This is a genomic window from Nitrosomonas sp. (assembly GCF_040240425.1).
GTDB lineage: Bacteria > Pseudomonadota > Gammaproteobacteria > Burkholderiales > Nitrosomonadaceae > Nitrosomonas.
The window spans coordinates 37,808-56,775 of sequence record NZ_QPHG01000015.1 but is presented as its reverse complement, the minus strand read 5'-3'; the positions used below and the strand labels follow the sequence as shown (position 1 = coordinate 56,775).

Below are 18,968 nucleotides of genomic sequence, written 5' to 3'. Positions count from 1 at the left end.
AGGACAAAAATCCTAATAAATCAGGAGGAGTGATCTATTGTTTTCGATTGCTCCCGCGGTTATTGTTATACCAACAGGAAGATGTGTTGATTGCTCGATGGATAGAAGTGACACAAGACGACCTAATTTAAGAATTTTCTGGGAGGTAGTAAAAATGATGTTAAAAAAACTGGCACTGTCCATTATCACAACAGGTGCTTTTGTTATCGGAAGCGGTGCTCAAGCAGCAACCTACCATTTTGGGAACCTGCTATCCGGTGGCGGCCCCGCAGCGGTGCACCTTGCAGATTTGGATATTAATGATCTTGGTGGCGGACACTGGTCATTCTTTCTCCACAATATTAATTTAAGTGCATTTGGCTCTGGTGCGTTCGTTGGTGCAATGGCAGTTGATGGCTTAACGCCTAGCTCTGTAACAGTCGTACCCGGCGGCGGTGTGAGTACTGTTAGCAAAAACCCCGGTGGCGGCCCCGGCGGTAGCTTTGATTTTAGATATGATTTTGGCCGTGGAAGCGATAAGCTTAAAACTGGGGAAACAGTTTCATGGGATGCTTTTGGATTAGGCAGCTCGCATCTCCCAATTAACGGAGAGCTGGCTTTGCATGTGCAAGGCACAAGCTTCTCGCCAAATTCTGCTTGGTACGTCTCGCCCGTTCCAGAACCAGAAACCTACGCTATGTTGCTGATTGGTTTGGGTCTGCTAGGATTCTCGGCACGTCGCAGAAAATAATTGGCAAGATAATTATTTCGATTCCATTCAAAACGGGAGCCTAAGCTCCCGTTTTTTTTCTATGGATTTGCAGTTGAATCACAGTGAAAACATAATCCCACTGTTAAATCCAGTCAAACCAGAAAAGCGGTTTGTTAAACCTTATACGCAAAAATCCAGATACGTGTTGTGTTACTTCTTCTCCAAGCTGAAACGAACGATATACATTAGTTAAAAATCACCGGCCCATCCGCCAACCGTAATATTCCGATTCTTTCGAGAAATCATCCCAGACAAACAGCGGATCCGGAATCGGATAAGTGGGCAACCAGAAAGTTACGAGATCCAATGCACCATTGCCCGTACGGCCAACCGTATGAAAAACACCCCACAACAATCCTTCAGTAACACCAATCAATGCATTTTGATCTCTCTGGCTCCATAAAGAGATATTTTTCGGCAATTCCATCCACCCGGTAGCTACATTAGCAACACCGCTTAGAATCTTCGTGCCAGCCCTGTTAAAATAAACATCAGCAGTTATTGCTTCACGCGCATGCGCTTGAAACGAAAAAAGTAATGACAGAACAACAAGCAGGGCAAATTTGGATATTGTGTGCATCATTAAAAATATTCCTTTGAAATTTTTAAACTATCATACTGTTAATTATTCAATTTAAAAAGGCTTCAATATTAATCGTCATATAATAAAAAATCGCTCCATATTTCAGTATGAAGCCTCAAATCGCCAATCCGGTACTTGATCCAACTAGGGATGATTTTCTTTATGAATAAAAGACTCGCTATTACAGTAATAGCAACAGCCCTAATACTGAGTGGATGTAGTGCAGTAAAAGATAATCGCATCCGGCAGGAAGTATTAGCAAACAGCAATCTGCCGGAAGAAATTCGCAGAGCGATCGATCTTAAGGAACTTGCCGTAGGCATGACACAAGAACAAGTCATCGCTTCCTGGGGATCTCCTTGCAAGTGGTGTTATAGAACCCGCAAAAGTTCGAGTGGAGACACCTGGGAATATCATATTCCCGGGGCGGACTCCGTCATTGTTGGATCTGATTTCGTTGGCATTGGAACCGGAACTTACTTGTACTTCGATAAAGACAGAATACTCAAATACTGGTCCAATTAGTAAATATCCCAAGCCACTAATACTTAATCATCTTACAGCACCGATTGAGCGGCACTGGCGGCAATCATTTCGTCTTCTCACTTGAGAAAAGAATTTAATCCGTTACGCTCTTTCATTCAACCCTAACCGCTCCATCCGGTAACGCAGCGAGCGAACTGTAATCCCCAGAGTCTTGGCCGCTTTTGTACGGTTATACCGATTTTCATTCAATGCTTTGACGATAGAATCTTTCTCCAGTCTATCGAGAAAATCCTGCAGCGGCAGATTCTGTTCCAGATCGACTGGAAGCTTAATCGTGGCAATTTGCGGAATCTCTTTTGCTTTATGCGGTAACTGCAAATCTTCTTTTCCGATTTCCGTGTCAAAACACAGCGCAAGTGTTCGCTCCAGTATATTTTCAAGCTCACGCACATTGCCCGGATAATCGTAGCTCTTGAGCAAAGCCAACGCATCTTTCTTCAAACTACAAGCTGACCGCCCCGCTTCCCGGCACAGCTTAGTCAGCACAGCTTCCGCAATCAGCGGAATATCTTCGCGCATTTCCCGTAGCGCCGGCATATTCAATTCAATTACATTCAGCCGGTAGTACAAATCCTGGCGGAATTGCCCGGTCTCCACGCACAGGTTGAGTTTTTTATGTGTGGCGCTAATGATGCGCACATCGACACTTTTTTCTTGTGTCTCACCGATTCTCCTGACTTGCTTTTCCTGTATCACCCTGAGCAGTTTGACCTGCATCGTCAAGGGCAAATCGGCGACTTCATCCAAAAACAGAGTACCGCCATTCGCTGCCAGAAAAAAACCGTCATGATCTTTTTCCGCACCGGTAAAGGCCCCCTTCTTATACCCGAAAAACTCGCTTTCCATCAAATTCTCCGGGATCGCACCGCAATTGACGGCTACAAAAGGCTGTGCGTGACGCGCACTCCTCTCATGAATCATTCTGGCGGCCAGTTCCTTTCCGCTACCGGATTCACCGCTGATGTAAACCGCAGCCTGACTTCGGGAAAGTTTATCAATCGTTGCGCGCAACTGAAGCATCGGCGCGGATTCGCCTAATAACACACGCTGACTGACTTGCACTGCCGATTCGGTCTGCATCGGCGGCAGACTCAAGGCCGATTTGACCAGATCCCGCAATTGTTTTAACGAAACCGGTTTGGGCAAATAATCAAAGGCACCGGCTTTAAGCGCAGCCACGGCATTTTCCGTGGTGCCATGTGCAGTGATCACGGCGACCGGCAAATCCGCACAATGCTGTGCAATATATTTAACCAGCTCCAGCCCATCTCCGTCCGGCAAACGCATATCGGTCAAACATAGCTGAAACTGCCGGGATTGCAGCAACTGCTTGGCGTCACCAATGCATTGCGCACTGGAAACATCCATTCCCATGCGAGCCAGCGTCAATTCAAGCAACTCGATAATATCGGGTTCGTCATCCACAATCAGAATATGCGGAGAAGCGTTTTTTTTATGGGAATTGACGGATCGTTCGCTATCTACAGACATGATTGATTACTTTGGCAAATAATACGAAAATGTCCGCCGCTGGAACCCTCAATGTAATCCAATGAGGCTTGATTGGTTTCGCACAATTCGCGCGCAATGTATAAACCCAGACCGGTACCTCCGGCAGCCGTGGTAAAAAACGGTTCAAAAATCTGCTTCACCTGCTGCGGATCGATACCCGGACCATCATCCACGATATCCAAGTAGACATTATTTTCATTGGCCGCCAAGGATAACTCGATGCGAACACTATCCGTTTGTTTGCAGCAGTGTCTCCACGCATTGCGGCATAAATTCCAGAGCACCTGATTCAAGTGATCGCGATCAAAACTTACCCAGTGATGGTTGGAATTTCTCAACACAAACACATTTCTATCCATTCTTTCCGCATGACAAAACTCCTCAAGAAATTTTCGCATAAACTCATGCAAATCAATCAAATCAGGCTTTGCAATATTGCGCCGGTTTAGCTGCAACACATCCTGGACGATCTTGTTTAAACGCCGGGTATTATCGCAAATGATGCGTACAAGGCGGGGATCTGTATTGCTCTCAAGCTGTTCTTCTTCCAATAGCTCAGCTGCGTGATTGATAGCGGACAGCGGATTACGGATTTCATGCGCGATGTTAGCTGTCAAACGCCCTAAGGCGGCAAGTTTTAATTGCTGTAACTGCGCCTGTATGCGCCCCATATCCTCGAGGAAAATAACAACACCGTTGCGGGAATCCGCTTGTATTGGAAGAAAACGCGTCCGCACCAGGGCATTACTATGGGCTAGGCGCAGCAAATCGAAACTGATACTGCTGTCACCCTGCCAGCTGGTAAGCCGGTTGGCCAACTCGGGTATACAATCGGATAATTTGAGCCGTTCCGCTTTATCCGCAGATGAATTCAGATCAAATAACCGTTCCGCATAGGCATTGCGCTGCCGGATATAACCATATTGATCGACGACCAATACCCCTTCCTGCAAGTCTTGAATAACCAATTGATTGACTTGCGCCATATTCGCCAGATCGATACCGCGCTCTTTAGCCAGCTGCTCACTGGCCAAGGTATATTTGGCCAACCGATGCGCCAGCCAGGCTACGGCAAAATACGCCATGCTCAATAAGCCGGCCTGCGAATATTGCGCAGCGTAATGATCAATCGTCCATAAGGAGAACGTTTCCTGCAGCAGCAGACTGATAGTCGCAATAGAAGCAAAAAACAGCACCAAGCGCCCCCGGCTGATAAGACCCGCTCCAGCCAGCGACACCAGTAATAAAACACCCAAACCGCTTTGCAAGCCGCCACTGGCATAAAGCATCAGCGAGAAAAACGCGATATCGCTGATGACCTGAATCGCCAGTTGCCGATTAAAACCAGGCAATCGCAATCTGATCAGCAGCATGAACAGGCCACTGAAAAGCACATGGCCAACGCCGGCATATAAAAACAGCTGATAGTGGTAGGAACCAAGGCTAGCGAATTCGGATTGCCATGAAACAATCAATAGACCGCTGCCGATCACAAAGCGAAAGCAATTGAAATAATAGAGAGAACGCCAGTATTGACCGGTATAATCCGCCGCCGTTATGCCTGACTCGAGCGGCAAAGATAATGAATGTTTATGTAGTGATGGGGATAGTGAAGTTGACACAAAAATCAGCTCAAGTTGAAGATTTTATATACAAGTTACAATGTTCGTGACTACAAAAATATTTAGTATGACTATGGATAGCTTCACTTTTCGGCAGATAAACACCGCATTGCGCACAATTCACCATATCCTCAACAGCTTCCGATGAAGCTTCATGCTCTTCCTGCTTGGGCCGGCGGCTTTTGATTATCCAATAAATCAGCAGTGCGATCAGCACGTAAAAAATTAATTTACCCATATTGATTTCTGATACTTCCTGTATGGCATCAATCTGATTTATTGAGTATATTACATTCGCATTGCAGCGTATTAATCACATACCAATCGGGATTTAATTACCATAGCCGGATCAGCATAGCAATTTTTTACCGTGGCAAATGATCGATTAACCGGGGTTTTATTCCCTATCAATGGAATATAAAATAATAATTTGATCAGATCAAAATAATTTTGATGGGGCAGCGGATAAAACTCAGGAGTGGAAACATAGAGAAGTTTTGCGTTGCAAATACCGTATTTGAAGCAAGTCCGATCGATAGAAGAGAAAAAACACTTCCTTCAAAATCAACCAGGTGGTCACGGGTTAATCAACACAACTTCTCATGTTTCTTAATTAATGATTGCGTGTAATCGCGAAATCCGCCAATTGCATAAGGCATTTTTTGTTTTCCGAATCCGGCAAGGAAGCTATCGCAGCCGTTGCGGTTACAATTTCAGCCTCGGCGCATTTCCGCGCATAATCCAGTGCTGCGGTTTTTTGAATCACATCAAGGACGGGCTGGAAACCCTCTTCCCCGCCATTTTCAATCGCTCTGCGGATAACGCCGGCTTGTTCCGGGGTACCCACACGCATGGCATAAATTAGAGGCAGCGTTGGTTTTCCTTCGGCCAAATCGTCACCCAGATTCTTTCCGATATCTTGATTGTTGCCGGTATAGTCGAGCATGTCGTCAATCAGTTGAAATGCTGTACCCAAATGCATACCGTAAATCGACATGGCATTTTCTTCTTCCGGCGTCGCACCGCCGAGAATCGCGCCCAACCGGCTTGCGGCTTCAAACAGCTTGGCGGTTTTATAACGTATCACTTGCAGATAGTTTTCTTCCGTCACCTGCGGATCGCGGCAATTGAGCAACTGCAGAACCTCTCCTTCGGCAATCGTATTGGTGGCATCCGCCAAGACCTGCATTACGCGCATGTTGTCGACTTCCACCATCATTTGGAATGCCCTGGAATAAAGAAAATCCCCTACCAGAACGCTGGCGGCATTACCAAACAATGCATTGGCGGTTTCTCTATTGCGTCGTAATTCCGACTCATCGACTACATCATCGTGCAACAGAGTCGCGGTATGGATAAACTCGACAACCGCCGCGAGGTTGTAATGAAATTTACCTTTATACCCAAACGCACCTGCCGATAAAATCACCAATGCAGGGCGTAGCCGCTTACCTCCGCTATTAATTATATATTCACTAACCTGGCGAATCAAAAGGACATGAGAGTGCAATTTTGCGCGGATCACATCGTCAACGATGTTCATGTCTTGCGCGATGAAGCTTCTAATATTTTCGATTGACACAATAATACCTTGTAGAAAACGCTATGTTAGGAATGACGATGCCCAAGTGTCAAGCATAATGATAAAATGCGCTAAATTTTCCACCACAATCAAGGGTTATTTATGTATAATCCGCGGTTCTGTAAAAGGGAAGTATGGAGTTAAATTATGTATGCGGTCATAAAAACCGGTGGTAAGCAGTATCGAATTCAAGTGGGTGAGAAACTGAAGGTGGAGCAACTGCAAGTGGAAAATGGCAGTGAGCTTGTTATCGATCAGGTATTGATGGTGGCTGATGGTGACAAAGTGTCCGTGGGTACACCGCTTGTCAGTGGCGCCAAAGTCAGTGCGACGGTTCTTGGTCAAGGCCGTCACGACAAAATCCGCATTTTCAAGATGCGCCGTCGGAAACACTACCAAAAGCATCAAGGTCACCGGCAGAATTATACTGAAATACAAATCACCGCTATTTCAGCTTAAGGCTTAAGGAGCAATAAATGGCACATAAGAAAGCGGGCGGAAGTTCCAGAAACGGACGCGATTCACATTCAAAACGGCTTGGTGTTAAACGCTACGGCGGTGAATTGATCTCAGCCGGATCGATTATCATCAGACAACGCGGCACGCAGGTTCACCCGGGAGAGAATGTCGGCATTGGTAAAGATCATACTTTATTTGCCAAAGTGACGGGAACAGTGAATTTCAGTATCAAGGGTGCATTACGACGCAAAGTAGCAAGCGTAATACCTGCATAAAAACAAATACACCTGATTTACTTAGAAAGCCCTGTCGCAAACGATGGGGCTTTTTTGTTTGCAGGATGCCGTAAAAACAGCAAGGAATTATTAGCCAATTACTTATGAAGTTCATAGACGAAGCGGTTATCCAGGTATTGGCGGGCAAAGGCGGTGATGGCGTCGCCAGCTTCCGGCGCGAGAAATATATCCCCAAGGGCGGGCCCGATGGCGGCGATGGCGGCCGGGGCGGCAGCGTATTCGCCGTAGCCGACCGCAACATCAACACCTTGATCGATTACCGCTTCGCCCGCATTCACCGCGCCAAGAATGGCCAAAGCGGCCAAGGCTCGGATCGCTATGGTAAAGGCGCGGAAGACATCATCCTGCGCATGCCGGTTGGCACGCTGATTAAGGATATCAATACCGGTGAAGTCGTCGCCGATTTGGTGCATGACCAGCAAAAAGTGCTGTTAGCCAAAGGCGGCAACGGCGGCATCGGCAATCTGCACTTTAAATCCAGCACCAATCGCGCACCTCGGCAATTTACCTTCGGTGAACCCGGCCAGGAACTCGAGTTGAAACTGGAACTCAAGGTGCTCGCCGACGTCGGCTTGCTCGGCATGCCGAATGCCGGAAAATCCACCCTCATCCGCGCGGTATCCGCCGCACGCCCGAAAGTAGCCGACTACCCGTTCACCACGCTGCATCCTAACCTCGGCATGGTGCGCGTCGACCAGAACCGTAGTTTCGTCATGGCCGATATTCCAGGATTGATCGAAGGCGCAGCCGAAGGCGTGGGGCTGGGGCACCGCTTTTTAAAACACTTGGCGCGTACCCGGTTGTTGCTGCACGTCATCGACATGATGCCGCCAAACGAAGAAACCGATCTGGTGCATGAAGCGCATGCATTGGAACAAGAATTGAAGAAATACGACGAAGCGCTGTATCAAAAACCGCGCTGGCTGGTCATGAACAAAACCGACATGATGCCGCAAGACCAACGCGACGAGATGTGCCAAGCATTTGTCAAAAAGATGGGCTGGCAAGACAAATACTTTATCATTTCGGCATTGACCGGCGAAGGCTGCCAGCTCCTGACGTATGCCATCATGGACTATCTGGAGCAACATCTGCCGCCGCAGCCTGAAGACCCTATTCCGGAAAACGAACTAGCGAATCCATGTTAAAGCAAGCACGCCGCATCATCATCAAAGTGGGCAGCAGCCTGGTCACCAATCAAGGCAAAGGGCTCGACCACACCGCGCTGGCTGGTTGGGCGGCGCAAATCGCCGCGCTCAAGCAAATGGGCAAGGACATCATCCTGGTTTCCTCCGGCGCAATCGCCGAAGGCATGCAGCGGCTCAACTGGGAATCTCGCCCGACCGCGCTGTACGAATTACAAGCAGCAGCAGCAGTCGGCCAGATGGGATTAGCGCAAGCCTATGCGTCCAGCTTCTCGCAATACGGTCTGCAAACTGCGCAAGTGCTGCTGACGCACGAAGATCTGTCGAACCGCAAACGCTATCTGAACGCCCGCTCGACGCTGACCACGCTGCTCAAACTGAACATCATCCCGATCATCAACGAAAACGACACCGTCGCCACCGATGAAATCCGTTTCGGCGACAACGACACGCTGGCGGCGCTGGTCACCAACCTGGTCGAAGCCGATGCGCTGGTGATCTTGACCGATCAGGCCGGTTTGTACACCAGCGATCCACGCAAGGATCCCAACGCAAAATTGTTACCCGAAGTCCACGCCGGTGATCCGGCGCTGGAAAAAATGGCTGGCGGCGTCGGCAGCAGCATCAGCCGCGGCGGCATGCAAACCAAAGTGATCGCGGCCAAGCGCGCGGCGCGCAGCGGCGCGGACACGATTGTCGCCTCCGGGCATGAAGACAACGTGCTGGTGCGCCTGAGCCGCGGCGAAGCCATCGGCACCCGTTTCGTCGCAAAATTGCCGGTACTGGCGGCGCGCAAGCAATGGCTAGCCGATTATCTGCAAGTGCGCGGTTACGTCACGCTTGACCCTGGCGCGGTCAAAGCCCTGATCGATGACGGCAAAAGCTTGCTGCCGATTGGCGTGACTGGCGTCAATGGTGAATTCGAACGTGGCGAAACGGTTTCCTGCCTGGACGAAGAAGGCCGTGAAATCGCGCGCGGCTTGATCAACTACAGCGCGGTGGAAACGCAAAAAATCCTGAAACAGCCCAGCAGCGAAATCGAAGCGATTCTGGGTTATGTGGATGAACCGGAACTCATTCACAGGAACAATCTGGTTCTGCTGTAACACCACCTGATCCGCAATCATGCCACTCGATTCCACCGCGCCACGCATCGCCGCCATCGACTGGCTGCGCGGCATCGTCATGATCCTGATGGCGCTCGACCACGCTTCGTGGTTTTTCAATAGTCAGCGCATTTTCGCCGACTCGGTATTACTGTTTGAACCCGGCACCCGCTTTGCCGCCGATCAATTTTTCACACGGTGGATCACGCATATCTGCGCACCGACGTTTCTATTCCTCGCCGGTACTTCAATCGCGATCAGCAATTTCCAGCGGCAGCAACAAGGCATGGACGATGCCATCATCGACCGTGAGTTATTGATGCGCGGCGCATTCATCGCGTTGCTCGACATCGTGCTTTTCTCGTTAATCGGCGGCAAACCGGTGCTGCAAGTGCTGTACGCCATCGGCATCAGCATGATGCTGATGATCTACCTGCGACGTCTCGGTGCGGGTACGGTTTTCTGGCTGGCGGTTCTGATCATCGCGGGTGGCGAATTCCTGCTGACACTGCTATGGCAACCGGGTGGCGACGTGCCGCTTTGGCTCGCGCTCACGTTCGCGCCGGACTTCGGCGCGACTTACACCGTGCTCTACCCTGCTCTGCCGTGGCTCGGCATGATGATGCTCGGCTGGGCGTTCGGTGAGCGCTTCATCGTCCATCCCTCCGCTTCCTGGCAACCACAGCGCGTACTAATGACCGCCGGATGGTTTGCATTGACGCTGTTCGTCATCATCCGCGGCCACGACGGCTACGGCAATCTGTTCATGCACCTCGAAGGCAACACCCTGATCGACTGGCTGCACGTCAGCAAATACCCGCCTAGTTTGGTTTACACTTTGCTCGAATTGGGCTTGATGGCGATCGTGCTGTCGCTACTGATGCGGCTGGAATCGTTCAACAAAACCATCCACCGCAACAACCCGGTGCTGGTGTTCGGGCAAACCGCCCTGTTCTTCTACCTCGCGCACTTCGCCGTACTAACGGCCTTAAAACCCCTGTTCGAACGCGGCAGCCTGGAACAAACTTACGCAATCACACTGCTGGCGCTGTTCATCCTGTACCCCATCTGCCGCGCGTACCGCACGCTGAAATGGCGGCATCCGCACAGCTGGTTGCGCTTTCTTTAAATATACCGGTTCTTGATTTATCAATGTGCACTTTGTGGTTATAATGAGTACCCTGTTAAATTGGAGCAATTACACACTCGTGCCGTCCGAAGAAAAGAGATACCCTGCGCCAGGAAAATCGCTCCTCATTAACCCTTGAATCGCACACTGTCAATTAAATCGTCTTTAAACATACCCCCTCCCCATGCAAGGTCATCCAGTATATTCAAAGTGGTTATTGTTAACCGTTGTCTGCTGTTTTTTCTTTTTTCTCATGGATTCCGAAGATCTCTACGCCAACGGGCTGAGAAAATTCCTGTCATATAAAAAACTGGAATTCGGTGGTTGGGTCCATGGTGGCGCCACTCTTAATCCGAGTCAATCGGGCGGATTTAACGGTCCGGTCATTTTTGCCGATCAAGCCAATCGCTTTCAGCTAAACCAGTTGAATCTGTTCATGCGCCGCCCGGTAGCATCCGCAGGCAATCAATGGGATCTCGGCGGACGCTTTGATTTCATGTTCGGTACCGACACCATTTTTACTCAAGCCTTCGGCGTACCAGCGTTCGATGTCAATACTGGTGAACCCTTGAAAAGAAGTAACTGGGATCTTAATTTATGCTGCGCTTCCACGCGCACATACGGTATCGCCTTGCCACAAGCATTCTTGGAAGCTTATGTGCCGATCGGCAACGGTCTTAATATCAAGCTTGGTCATTTCTATACACCGACTGGCTTCGAAACAGTTCCTGCACCCGATAATTTCTTTTATACACGTGCGTATACATTAAATATCGGCGAACCATTCACGCACACCGGCGTACTCTTCAATTACAAAATCAATTCCAATTGGCTGATTCTGGGCGGCCCGCTCACCGGCAGCGCCAACGGCGGGTGGGACGCAGGTTGGGATAAACAGTTGGGAAACTGGAACGGCATTACCGGTCTTACCTGGACCAGCGACGATAAAGCAACCTCGTTCCATCTTTCCGGCACTTATGGCAAAACTTCGGAACAAAGTAGTGAGATATGGGGATTTTATAATGCCGTGCTGCAACACAAGATCACGCCGCGGACTCAGATTGTCTTGCACCATGTCTATGGTCATGCCGGCGGTGTTTTGCTGAACAATCCCAAATACGCCAACGTCGTCAAAGACGCCGAATGGTTCAGCGCAATTGCACATTTATATCACGACCTCACCGATAACGTATCGGTCGGCATACGCGGCGAATGGTTCCGCGATCAAGACGGCTTCCGCAATCCTTCACCGTTCCGTGTTGCAGCCGCCACCACCAACGTCAACGGCATACCCGTCAGTTACGCTGGTAACATCAATAGTGTAACGATTGCACCCGCCGACTACTATAACTTCACTGCCGGTTTTAACTGGAAAATAGCCCGAACACTTAAAATCCAATGGGATTTGATCAAAAAATTGAATATCCGCTCAAACATCCGCTACGACCGGGTCGATGCGTATAAAACGGCGGCCTACCGGCCGTTTTCCGGCAATAAGGATCAGATTTTATTTTCGCTGGATTTCATCTTACCGTTTTAGGGAGGTTATGAAAAAAGACGGCGATCAGTGTTCAAAAATTCTCCTCAAGAGCGTTGCCGAGTAATCCAAGCATCATTCAGCTCGTTACTTTCTCCATTCAGTTTTCATTCAGACAAACCAGCGTACATTGGCTCCATCAGGGACACCTGAAACGAACAACTGAAAGGAGAATAAAAATGGAAACCAAAAGAATAAAATTATCCGGTCTTATGCTTGCCGTGTGCTTAGCCGTCACTTTGGCCGCCCCATCGCTCGCGCAAGCGGGCAGAGGTCATCATCGCCACCACCATCATCACCATGACCACGGGCATCACCGGCACCACCAGCATTTCATCGGCGGCGGATACAATTATGGCTATAGCCAGCCGCGCGGATATTATCCGCCAGCGCAATACAACTATAATTACTACCCAGCGCCGGTATACGTTGTCCCTCCGCAAATGATGATGGGCATTAATACCGGAAATATGGACTTTATGATACGCTTCTGACGCGCGTTGTGACTGGTAACAGGCATGAAAATACCGTACCTGTTGCCAGCCTGATTTCTACCTCCAACGTATGGGATTGTTGTTTATGAATAGATGGTGGAAAATTTCAATCATTGCACTGCTAGCGATCAGTGCATTCACGCCCGCGACAGCTGGCAGGCATAGTGCGGCCAATGAACATCCCACGCAAAACGATCCGGCTACCAGCATCACGGAGCAACGGGCGATCATCATCGCGCAGCAACATTTCAAAGGCCGTGTGCTGGCGATCAATCAGACCGATCATACTTACCGCATCAAAATTCTCAGCAACCAAGGCACAGTCCATATGGTTCTGATCAATGCGCTGGATGGCACGGTCATTTCAACGCATTAGCACGCGCACTGCAATCCCATGGTTCTACCAACCAAACAAATTATTATGTACGCAGGAGTAAACGATGCGCATCCTGGTCATTGAAGACGAATTCCGCTTACAAAACCAGATCCGGCAGCAACTGGAAGCGGCAGGTTATATGGTCGACACGTGCAGCAACGGCGATGAAGGATTGTTTCTCGCCACCGAATACCCGCTCGATGCTGCCATCATAGATATCGGATTGCCCGGCAAGTCCGGTCTGGAAATTATCAAAGCGCTGCGCGAACGCGGCAGCTTGTTGCCGATTCTAATTCTAACCGCGCGCAGCAGCTGGCAAGACAAAGTACAAGGACTGGAAATGGGCGCAGATGATTACTTGACCAAGCCATTCCAGATGGAAGAGCTGCAAGCCCGGGTCAAAGCACTGTTGCGCCGCTCTACCGGCATACCGCAAACCCTTCTGAAATGCGGCCCGATCACGCTCGATGTCACAGCCCAATCCGTTACCGTCAATGGAGAAAGCATCGAACTGACTTCGTTTGAATACCGCCTGTTGGAAGAATTGGTACGTCACCACGGCGAAGTTCTTTCCAAACATACGCTCGCGGATTATCTCTACCCGCACGACGAAGATCGCGACAGCAATGTGCTCGAAGTCATGGTCGGCAGGTTGCGACGCAAGCTCGATCCCGACGGCACGCTGAATCCGATCGAAACCATGCGCGGCCGTGGCTATCGCTTCACGTTGGAGTGCAACAAATCGTCATGATGTCGCTCAACCGGCGCATTTTATTCAGCGCGACGCTGGTGTTATTGATTTTTATCGTCGGCATTGCCTGGACGCTGGATCGCGCTTTTTATGACAGCGCCCGCGTCGGCGTCAAAGACCGGCTGTTTGCGAAAGTGCTGATGCTAATGGGTGACGCCGAAGTGGAAGATTCCGGCGAGCTGGATGTGCCGACTAACTTACTCGATGCCGAACTCGGTCACATGAATTCGGACACTTATGCCTTCATCATCGGTCCGGCCAACACCATCGTCTGGCGTTCCACATCATCGCTGAACAAACCGATCCCGGACATTGCTTTGCTGGAAAAAGGCAAAAAAGAATTCGCGCAAATCATGATTAACGATGAGCCGCATTTTATCTATCGCTATGGTGTGGCTTGGGAGACACCGTCCGGCGATCATCCGCTGACCTTCAATGTCATCACCAATACCGTGCTGTTTGAAGCGCAGATTGACCGTTATCGCGAAGATCTATGGGGTTGGCTCGGCGTCATGGCCGTTTTGCTGTTAGCCACGCAAATGCTGGTACTACGCTGGGGCTTGCAGCCTTTGCGCAAGGTGTCCGTAGAGCTTGCCGCGATCGAGTCCGGCCATCAGGAAAGGCTGAAAGGCGTTTATCCCAGCGAACTCCAGTTGCTGACCGACAGCATCAACTCTCTGATCGCACATGAGCACAAACAGCAAAAACGCTACCGCAACGGCCTCGCCGACCTGGCACACAGCCTCAAGACACCACTCGCCGTACTACAGGGCGCCATTCATAGCGAAGACGATGAAGCTATCCGGCGCAAAACGATTCAGGAACAAATCGACCGCATGGACAACACGATCCAGTACCAGCTGCGCCGCGCCGCAACCGCCGGCAGTTCGCCGGGCATGGGATTGATTCTATTACGCCCGATGGCCGACCGGATCGTTAACACCGTCACCAAAGCCTACCGTAACAAACAGCCTGCAATAACCGTCGCCATCGATGACAGCATCGGCCTGCGCATCGATGAAGGCGATTTGATGGAACTGCTCGGCAATCTGGTCGACAACGCCTTTAAATGGTGCCGCAGCAGCATCTATTTAGCAGCGGATTATCAACAAAATCAGGTGGTGATCCAAGTCAAGGACGACGGCCCCGGCATCCAGCCGCATGAAATCGCCAGAATCCTGGAACGCGGTGTGCGCGCCGATCAATCCACTCCTGGTCACGGCATCGGCTTGGCGATTGTGCGCGATATCATGCAGGTGTACGGTGGAGAACTATCGATCGAGAACAATCCAGATGGCGGTCTCTGCGTAACTTTGCGTTTAAAGAAAAGCAAATAACATTCACGGTCAGGCTAGGCGAAATCGGACGAGCGCAGTTCACAAATGTAAATGTGCATGTTGAGACTGATCTCAACACGGCATGACCGAGCGTAGTAGTTTTTAGAGCTTCCTTAGGCTTTGATCAGCGTCCACGCACCGATCAGGATAAACCCCGCTCCTGCGATATAGTGCAAATGTTTTTCGCTGATGTAACCGGAAATAAAACTACCCGCCAGCACCCCGATCGCTGAAGTCGCAATCAACGCCAGCGACGCGCCGATAAATATCGTCAGTTTGCTGACTTCTTTATCGGCGGCAAACAACATCGTGGCCAATTGCGTTTTGTCACCCAGTTCCGCGATAAACACCGTGGCGAAAACCGTCAGTAAAATTTTGTAATCCATTTTAGTCATCCGAAAGTTAAGTTTGAGTGCAATGCTATATCACTTGAATCGTAATTATCCATGTGAAAAATATGCGTTTTGGTTGATGTGCAAACTAACGTTACGATAACCGGCGCTTGAAGGCAGTGATTTTGGAGTGGTAGCAAAAAGGTGCAATGCGACCAGACATCCGTGTTGATCGGATTGTTAGGTTACGGTGAGCGGCTTTATCGCCGAAAACCGTAAACGCACATAATCTACTTGCCATTTACCATTGGCGTCACAGAGTACGTTGCGCAATGCATCAGCAACCTCAGCGATAAAAACCAGGCGTTCTTTTACTGGTAAAGCAGAAGTGTAGTATTGGGCAAATGTCTCTAACCAGCTACTCACATCACCCGGCAATATTGTTGGTCGAGGGATGAGATCGATGGTTCTTACCTCGAAGCCTCGAGCTTCAAGAAGCTTTCTGTATTCCTCGAGACGAGGGAAATACCATGGACTAGAGATAGTCACACTTCGCATGGAAAGTGCCGATTCAAGCGCCGTGACAATACTGGCTACATTGCCGTAACCACCAAATTCACCGACAAAGCGTGCGCCGGGTCTTAGTGCGCGCCATACACCGTCTATGACTTGCTTCGGCCCTTTCATCCAATGCAGTGCGGCATTTGAGAAAACCGCATTAAATTCGCTTTCGAATGAAAGAGATTGCCCATCCATAACATAAGCATCCAGCCCGAGGGATTTAGCCGCCTTTATCATTTCGGCGCTCGAATCCACACCAACGACCTTGCAACCGATATCAACCAGCTTGAGAGAGAGCATACCATCTCCGCAACCAAGATCGAGAATTCGCTCACCCGGTTGAGGCGACAGCAACTCAACGACAGGCATGCCGAGATCGGAGACGAAACGGGCATTCTCGCCGTATCGCTCTGGATTCCATTGCTGAGTTTGTGGTGATGTCATAGAGTAACCTAACGTCAAGTTAATCGTAACCGGCACAGCGGAGTCGGCTTGCCGACGAAGCGGTTTGCAGCGGGGCGTATAATTTGCGGAGCAAATGCCCCGCTGCAAACTGTCCGTGTTAAACTCATGGTTATGTTATTGCCCGAGATCTAAATAGTAAATAGAAAGCATAGATGTACACAGCTAGTGCCAACCAAAAGAAAACGATAGCTTTGAGCAGCGGTGGGTTACCGGCCAGCAATCTAGTTACCGCATCGTAGCTGCTGACGAGCACGAACAGCGTCATTGGAGCCATAAGTACTGTCGTAAAAGCCCGATTGTTTTCCCCAAACTTTGTCGTAGAAACCATTAGCCCCGCCTGGCTCGCCAGCGACAACATCAGACTGAAAATTCCAATACCGAATGTTGATTCACTGGATTCAACTGCCAGGCTGAAACTTATCAGTATAGAGGTCAAAAACAATGAAAAAAATATTGCCGTTATTCGTATGACTATCTTCATGCTAGTAAACATAACGTAATATATAAGACATTTTGTCCAATAATCCCATTGTAATATCGTATAACTGCGGTCAATATTAATTATCGTCATGTATCACGTATGCGATTGGCGCAGTTTGCGAACCAACCTTGGTAAAATCTTCTTCCATGCATTGATCACTGAAAAAAATAGTGCACGAATGATCGATATCGCCTTGGCAAGCGGATTCGAGCTAGTTTACCGGAAAATGCGGCAACTGGTTGAGAGGCTCACATGACTGGAATGGCTTGGGCAATCACGAAGAATTAGAGTAGTTTCTGAGTATGTGCAATGTGCAAGATAGTTATATCTTCGTTATGCATCAACGGCTCCTTAAGCGTAGCGCAAGGAGCCGTTCTGTTCCCGAATGGATATGAACGTTAAAACTTGAAGGTCACCATGGTGTAACCGTAATTGGTGTCCTTCATGCCCGGGCTGAATGGAACCTTATCGAAGTAATCACCCTTGAATAAATGGCTATAACCAAAGTCGAAGCTCATCCGCTTCATGTAACTCCACTGCGGATCCCAGCCTAAACTGACATCGAGCATGTGGCCCAGAAAACCGCCGGCTCCGCCGGTCGCATCTTGCAGGCCGCTGCCGACAAACGCGCCGCGTTTATCCGCTAGCCAGTATGCACGATGCGACATCATCAGGCGCACGGTGGGTGTGGGAACGAGCGTGGCGCGGAAACCGACCGGCGACATCAGATTGGACGGGAAAAACGGCCCGAACATACCGGTCGGACCATACTCGACCCGTCGTTTTGCGTACAAAATGTCAAAGTTCTTATCCGGATCGCGATCTCCCGATGCAAAATCGAATAAATAAAGGGCCCGCAACGGCATCGACGTATTGAAACTATACCCGACCTCGCCGTGATGACGATGGGCGAACACGCTCTTATTCCGGGTATCGCCGAACTGATACATGGATTCAATCTCATAATCCATATTGCCTTTCGCAGGCTTGGCGAACAGCCTGAAACCGGTGGTCGATAAATTCCGCTGCCTGAGATTATCGCTTTCGTTCAACTGCAAGAAATAACCGTCGAAGTTAGCCCAGCGCAGATCGCGGTTGGTGACGTAAGCACCGGAGAAGTAGGTTTCGGGGGTGTTCCAGTTTAATGATGTCGTAACCCGCTGCACCGGTCGGGCGCCAAATACGCGCAGACTCCATTTTTGATCGGTATTACCCATCATAAAGTGCAAACCATCGAACGCGGGCGACAAGGTACCCCAACGGTGTCCCCCTACCAGACGGGCTTCACCCAGATCCATCATGAAACGGCCGACTTCGAATTTCGCCGCATAGCCCGTACCCAAAAAGTTTTTGTCGTGCAGGCCGAGATGCAGTTGGGTAAAGTCAAAATGATCGGCCATAGTCGGGTTATGGTCTTGCCCGAAGTTAGCCAGAGGGGCGCGAATATCGGTCAACTCAAGCGTAAACTTCAGCGGATCGATGATGTTCTTGATTTCAAATAAGAACCGGGTACGTTGATGAATCTGATCATTGAATCCCGGAATATTCTTGGTAAAACCGTGATCGTATACATCGTAACGAGTACGGTGTTCGATCGCCACATTGAGCCAATCGGGCGCCATAGCGGCAAGCGGCGTTTTGTGATCCTCCATCAATTTGGTCAGATTATCGAAGTCAAAGCGCGTACGCCCAGGTGATTCCAGTGCGCTGAAAGGTGCACCATTGGTTCCATTGGCTGGCACGGTTTTGTTTTGAACGACAACCGATGGTTTCGTTGTCTTATCCGCTTCCGCTTTTTCCACTTCCGCTGCAAATGAATTAATACTCCCTAATAAGGACCCAATAATGGTAAAAACCATCCAAAGGGTGAGTTGCGTATTTTTCCAAGTCATTCTTTCCCTCT

20 protein-coding genes are annotated in these 18,968 nt (G+C 49.6%); 12 read left to right on the top strand and 8 right to left on the bottom strand.

Going from position 1 to position 18,968, the window contains the following annotated elements:
• Positions 1-97: 97 nt before the first annotated feature.
• On the top strand, positions 98-730 hold the full coding sequence (locus DU481_RS07675; protein ID WP_350133599.1) for an FxDxF family PEP-CTERM protein: 633 nt from the start codon (positions 98-100) through the stop codon (positions 728-730).
• A gap of 217 nt (positions 731-947) precedes the next feature.
• Here the strand turns inward: DU481_RS07675 and DU481_RS07670 are convergent, their stop codons facing one another.
• The gene (locus DU481_RS07670; protein ID WP_256206257.1) at positions 948-1,334 is read right to left on the bottom strand and encodes an exosortase system-associated protein, TIGR04073 family; all 387 of its coding nucleotides are present in this window, start codon (positions 1,332-1,334) and stop codon (positions 948-950) included.
• A gap of 162 nt (positions 1,335-1,496) precedes the next feature.
• On the opposite strand from DU481_RS07670, the gene DU481_RS07665 reads away from it, so the two are divergent.
• Positions 1,497-1,859, top strand: a complete 363-nt coding sequence (locus DU481_RS07665; protein WP_350133598.1) for a hypothetical protein — start codon at positions 1,497-1,499, stop codon at positions 1,857-1,859.
• A 102-nt stretch (positions 1,860-1,961) separates the two neighbouring features.
• On the opposite strand, the gene DU481_RS07660 is transcribed toward DU481_RS07665, so the two are convergent.
• The 4 genes from DU481_RS07660 to ispB form a co-directional block, all read right to left on the bottom strand.
• On the bottom strand, positions 1,962-3,371 hold the full coding sequence (locus DU481_RS07660; protein ID WP_350133597.1) for a sigma-54-dependent transcriptional regulator: 1,410 nt from the start codon (positions 3,369-3,371) through the stop codon (positions 1,962-1,964).
• Positions 3,362-5,014: a two-component system sensor histidine kinase NtrB gene (locus tag DU481_RS07655; RefSeq protein WP_350133596.1), complete on the bottom strand. Its 1,653-nt coding sequence runs from the start codon at positions 5,012-5,014 to the stop codon at positions 3,362-3,364. Before DU481_RS07655 ends, DU481_RS07660 begins: the two co-directional genes overlap by 10 nt.
• Positions 5,015-5,024: 10 nt before the next feature.
• Entirely contained in the window at positions 5,025-5,252 is a 228-nt protein-coding gene (locus tag DU481_RS07650) for a PP0621 family protein (RefSeq protein WP_107804210.1), read from the bottom strand.
• 375 nt (positions 5,253-5,627) lie between these two features.
• Positions 5,628-6,596, bottom strand: a complete 969-nt coding sequence (gene ispB / locus DU481_RS07645; RefSeq protein ID WP_132426677.1) for an octaprenyl diphosphate synthase — start codon at positions 6,594-6,596, stop codon at positions 5,628-5,630.
• 147 nt (positions 6,597-6,743) lie between these two features.
• Between ispB and rplU the strand changes: the two genes are divergently transcribed.
• From rplU to DU481_RS07595, 10 genes are all read left to right on the top strand, one after another.
• Positions 6,744-7,055, top strand: coding sequence for a 50S ribosomal protein L21 (rplU, locus tag DU481_RS07640; protein ID WP_090320752.1), 312 nt, complete (start codon positions 6,744-6,746; stop codon positions 7,053-7,055).
• A 17-nt stretch (positions 7,056-7,072) separates the two neighbouring features.
• A complete protein-coding gene (gene rpmA / locus DU481_RS07635; protein ID WP_090320750.1) occupies positions 7,073-7,330 on the top strand; it encodes a 50S ribosomal protein L27 in 258 nt (85 codons plus the stop codon).
• Positions 7,331-7,434: 104 nt separating this feature from the next.
• Positions 7,435-8,499, top strand: a complete 1,065-nt coding sequence (gene cgtA / locus DU481_RS07630) for an Obg family GTPase CgtA (RefSeq protein WP_350114978.1) — start codon at positions 7,435-7,437, stop codon at positions 8,497-8,499.
• A complete protein-coding gene (gene proB, locus DU481_RS07625; protein ID WP_350133595.1) occupies positions 8,493-9,602 on the top strand; it encodes a glutamate 5-kinase in 1,110 nt (369 codons plus the stop codon). The genes cgtA and proB overlap by 7 nt, the downstream gene beginning before the upstream one ends.
• A gap of 19 nt (positions 9,603-9,621) precedes the next feature.
• The gene (locus DU481_RS07620; RefSeq protein ID WP_350133594.1) at positions 9,622-10,731 is read left to right on the top strand and encodes an acetyltransferase domain-containing protein; all 1,110 of its coding nucleotides are present in this window, start codon (positions 9,622-9,624) and stop codon (positions 10,729-10,731) included.
• Positions 10,732-10,984: 253 nt separating this feature from the next.
• Entirely contained in the window at positions 10,985-12,271 is a 1,287-nt protein-coding gene (locus DU481_RS07615) for a porin (RefSeq protein ID WP_350133593.1), read from the top strand.
• Positions 12,272-12,447: 176 nt separating this feature from the next.
• A complete protein-coding gene (locus DU481_RS07610; protein ID WP_350133592.1) occupies positions 12,448-12,762 on the top strand; it encodes a hypothetical protein in 315 nt (104 codons plus the stop codon).
• Positions 12,763-12,847: 85 nt separating this feature from the next.
• Positions 12,848-13,138, top strand: coding sequence for a PepSY domain-containing protein (locus tag DU481_RS07605; RefSeq protein WP_090320731.1), 291 nt, complete (start codon positions 12,848-12,850; stop codon positions 13,136-13,138).
• 64 nt (positions 13,139-13,202) lie between these two features.
• The gene (locus DU481_RS07600; RefSeq protein ID WP_350114963.1) at positions 13,203-13,889 is read left to right on the top strand and encodes a response regulator transcription factor; all 687 of its coding nucleotides are present in this window, start codon (positions 13,203-13,205) and stop codon (positions 13,887-13,889) included.
• Positions 13,886-15,226 carry an ATP-binding protein gene (locus DU481_RS07595; RefSeq protein WP_350133591.1) on the top strand — a complete coding sequence of 447 codons (1,341 nt, stop codon included), beginning with the start codon at positions 13,886-13,888 and terminating at the stop codon, positions 15,224-15,226. The genes DU481_RS07600 and DU481_RS07595 overlap by 4 nt, the downstream gene beginning before the upstream one ends.
• 113 nt (positions 15,227-15,339) lie before the next feature.
• Here DU481_RS07595 and DU481_RS07590 read toward each other — a convergent pair whose 3' ends face one another.
• From DU481_RS07590 to DU481_RS07580, 3 genes are all read right to left on the bottom strand, one after another.
• Complete coding sequence (locus DU481_RS07590; protein ID WP_292666569.1) at positions 15,340-15,612, bottom strand: TMEM165/GDT1 family protein; 273 nt, start codon at positions 15,610-15,612, stop codon at positions 15,340-15,342.
• 186 nt (positions 15,613-15,798) lie between these two features.
• Positions 15,799-16,563 (bottom strand): class I SAM-dependent methyltransferase, encoded by a 765-nt coding sequence (locus tag DU481_RS07585; protein ID WP_350133590.1) that lies wholly within the window; start codon positions 16,561-16,563, stop codon positions 15,799-15,801.
• 900 nt (positions 16,564-17,463) lie between these two features.
• On the bottom strand, positions 17,464-18,957 hold the full coding sequence (locus DU481_RS07580; RefSeq protein ID WP_350133589.1) for an alginate export family protein: 1,494 nt from the start codon (positions 18,955-18,957) through the stop codon (positions 17,464-17,466).
• Between the last annotated feature and the right edge of the window lie 11 nt (positions 18,958-18,968).

Bases quoted from the DNA above. Each gene is read 5' to 3' on its own strand.
- DU481_RS07590 (WP_292666569.1), bottom strand. From the start codon at position 15,612: ATGGATTACAAAATTTTACTGACGGTTTTCGCCACGGTGTTTATCGCG.
- rpmA (WP_090320750.1), top strand. From the start codon at position 7,073: ATGGCACATAAGAAAGCGGGCGGAAGTTCCAGAAACGGACGCGATTCA.
- DU481_RS07650 (WP_107804210.1), bottom strand. From the start codon at position 5,252: ATGGGTAAATTAATTTTTTACGTGCTGATCGCACTGCTGATTTATTGG.
- proB (WP_350133595.1), top strand. From the start codon at position 8,493: ATGTTAAAGCAAGCACGCCGCATCATCATCAAAGTGGGCAGCAGCCTG.
- DU481_RS07600 (WP_350114963.1), top strand. From the start codon at position 13,203: ATGCGCATCCTGGTCATTGAAGACGAATTCCGCTTACAAAACCAGATC.
- DU481_RS07665 (WP_350133598.1), top strand. From the start codon at position 1,497: ATGAATAAAAGACTCGCTATTACAGTAATAGCAACAGCCCTAATACTG.
- DU481_RS07675 (WP_350133599.1), top strand. From the start codon at position 98: ATGGATAGAAGTGACACAAGACGACCTAATTTAAGAATTTTCTGGGAG.
- DU481_RS07595 (WP_350133591.1), top strand. From the start codon at position 13,886: ATGATGTCGCTCAACCGGCGCATTTTATTCAGCGCGACGCTGGTGTTA.
- DU481_RS07580 (WP_350133589.1), bottom strand. From the start codon at position 18,957: ATGACTTGGAAAAATACGCAACTCACCCTTTGGATGGTTTTTACCATT.
- DU481_RS07585 (WP_350133590.1), bottom strand. From the start codon at position 16,563: ATGACATCACCACAAACTCAGCAATGGAATCCAGAGCGATACGGCGAG.
- rplU (WP_090320752.1), top strand. From the start codon at position 6,744: ATGTATGCGGTCATAAAAACCGGTGGTAAGCAGTATCGAATTCAAGTG.
- DU481_RS07660 (WP_350133597.1), bottom strand. From the start codon at position 3,371: ATGTCTGTAGATAGCGAACGATCCGTCAATTCCCATAAAAAAAACGCT.
- DU481_RS07605 (WP_090320731.1), top strand. From the start codon at position 12,848: ATGAATAGATGGTGGAAAATTTCAATCATTGCACTGCTAGCGATCAGT.
- DU481_RS07620 (WP_350133594.1), top strand. From the start codon at position 9,622: ATGCCACTCGATTCCACCGCGCCACGCATCGCCGCCATCGACTGGCTG.
- cgtA (WP_350114978.1), top strand. From the start codon at position 7,435: ATGAAGTTCATAGACGAAGCGGTTATCCAGGTATTGGCGGGCAAAGGC.
- DU481_RS07615 (WP_350133593.1), top strand. From the start codon at position 10,985: ATGGATTCCGAAGATCTCTACGCCAACGGGCTGAGAAAATTCCTGTCA.
- DU481_RS07610 (WP_350133592.1), top strand. From the start codon at position 12,448: ATGGAAACCAAAAGAATAAAATTATCCGGTCTTATGCTTGCCGTGTGC.
- DU481_RS07670 (WP_256206257.1), bottom strand. From the start codon at position 1,334: ATGATGCACACAATATCCAAATTTGCCCTGCTTGTTGTTCTGTCATTA.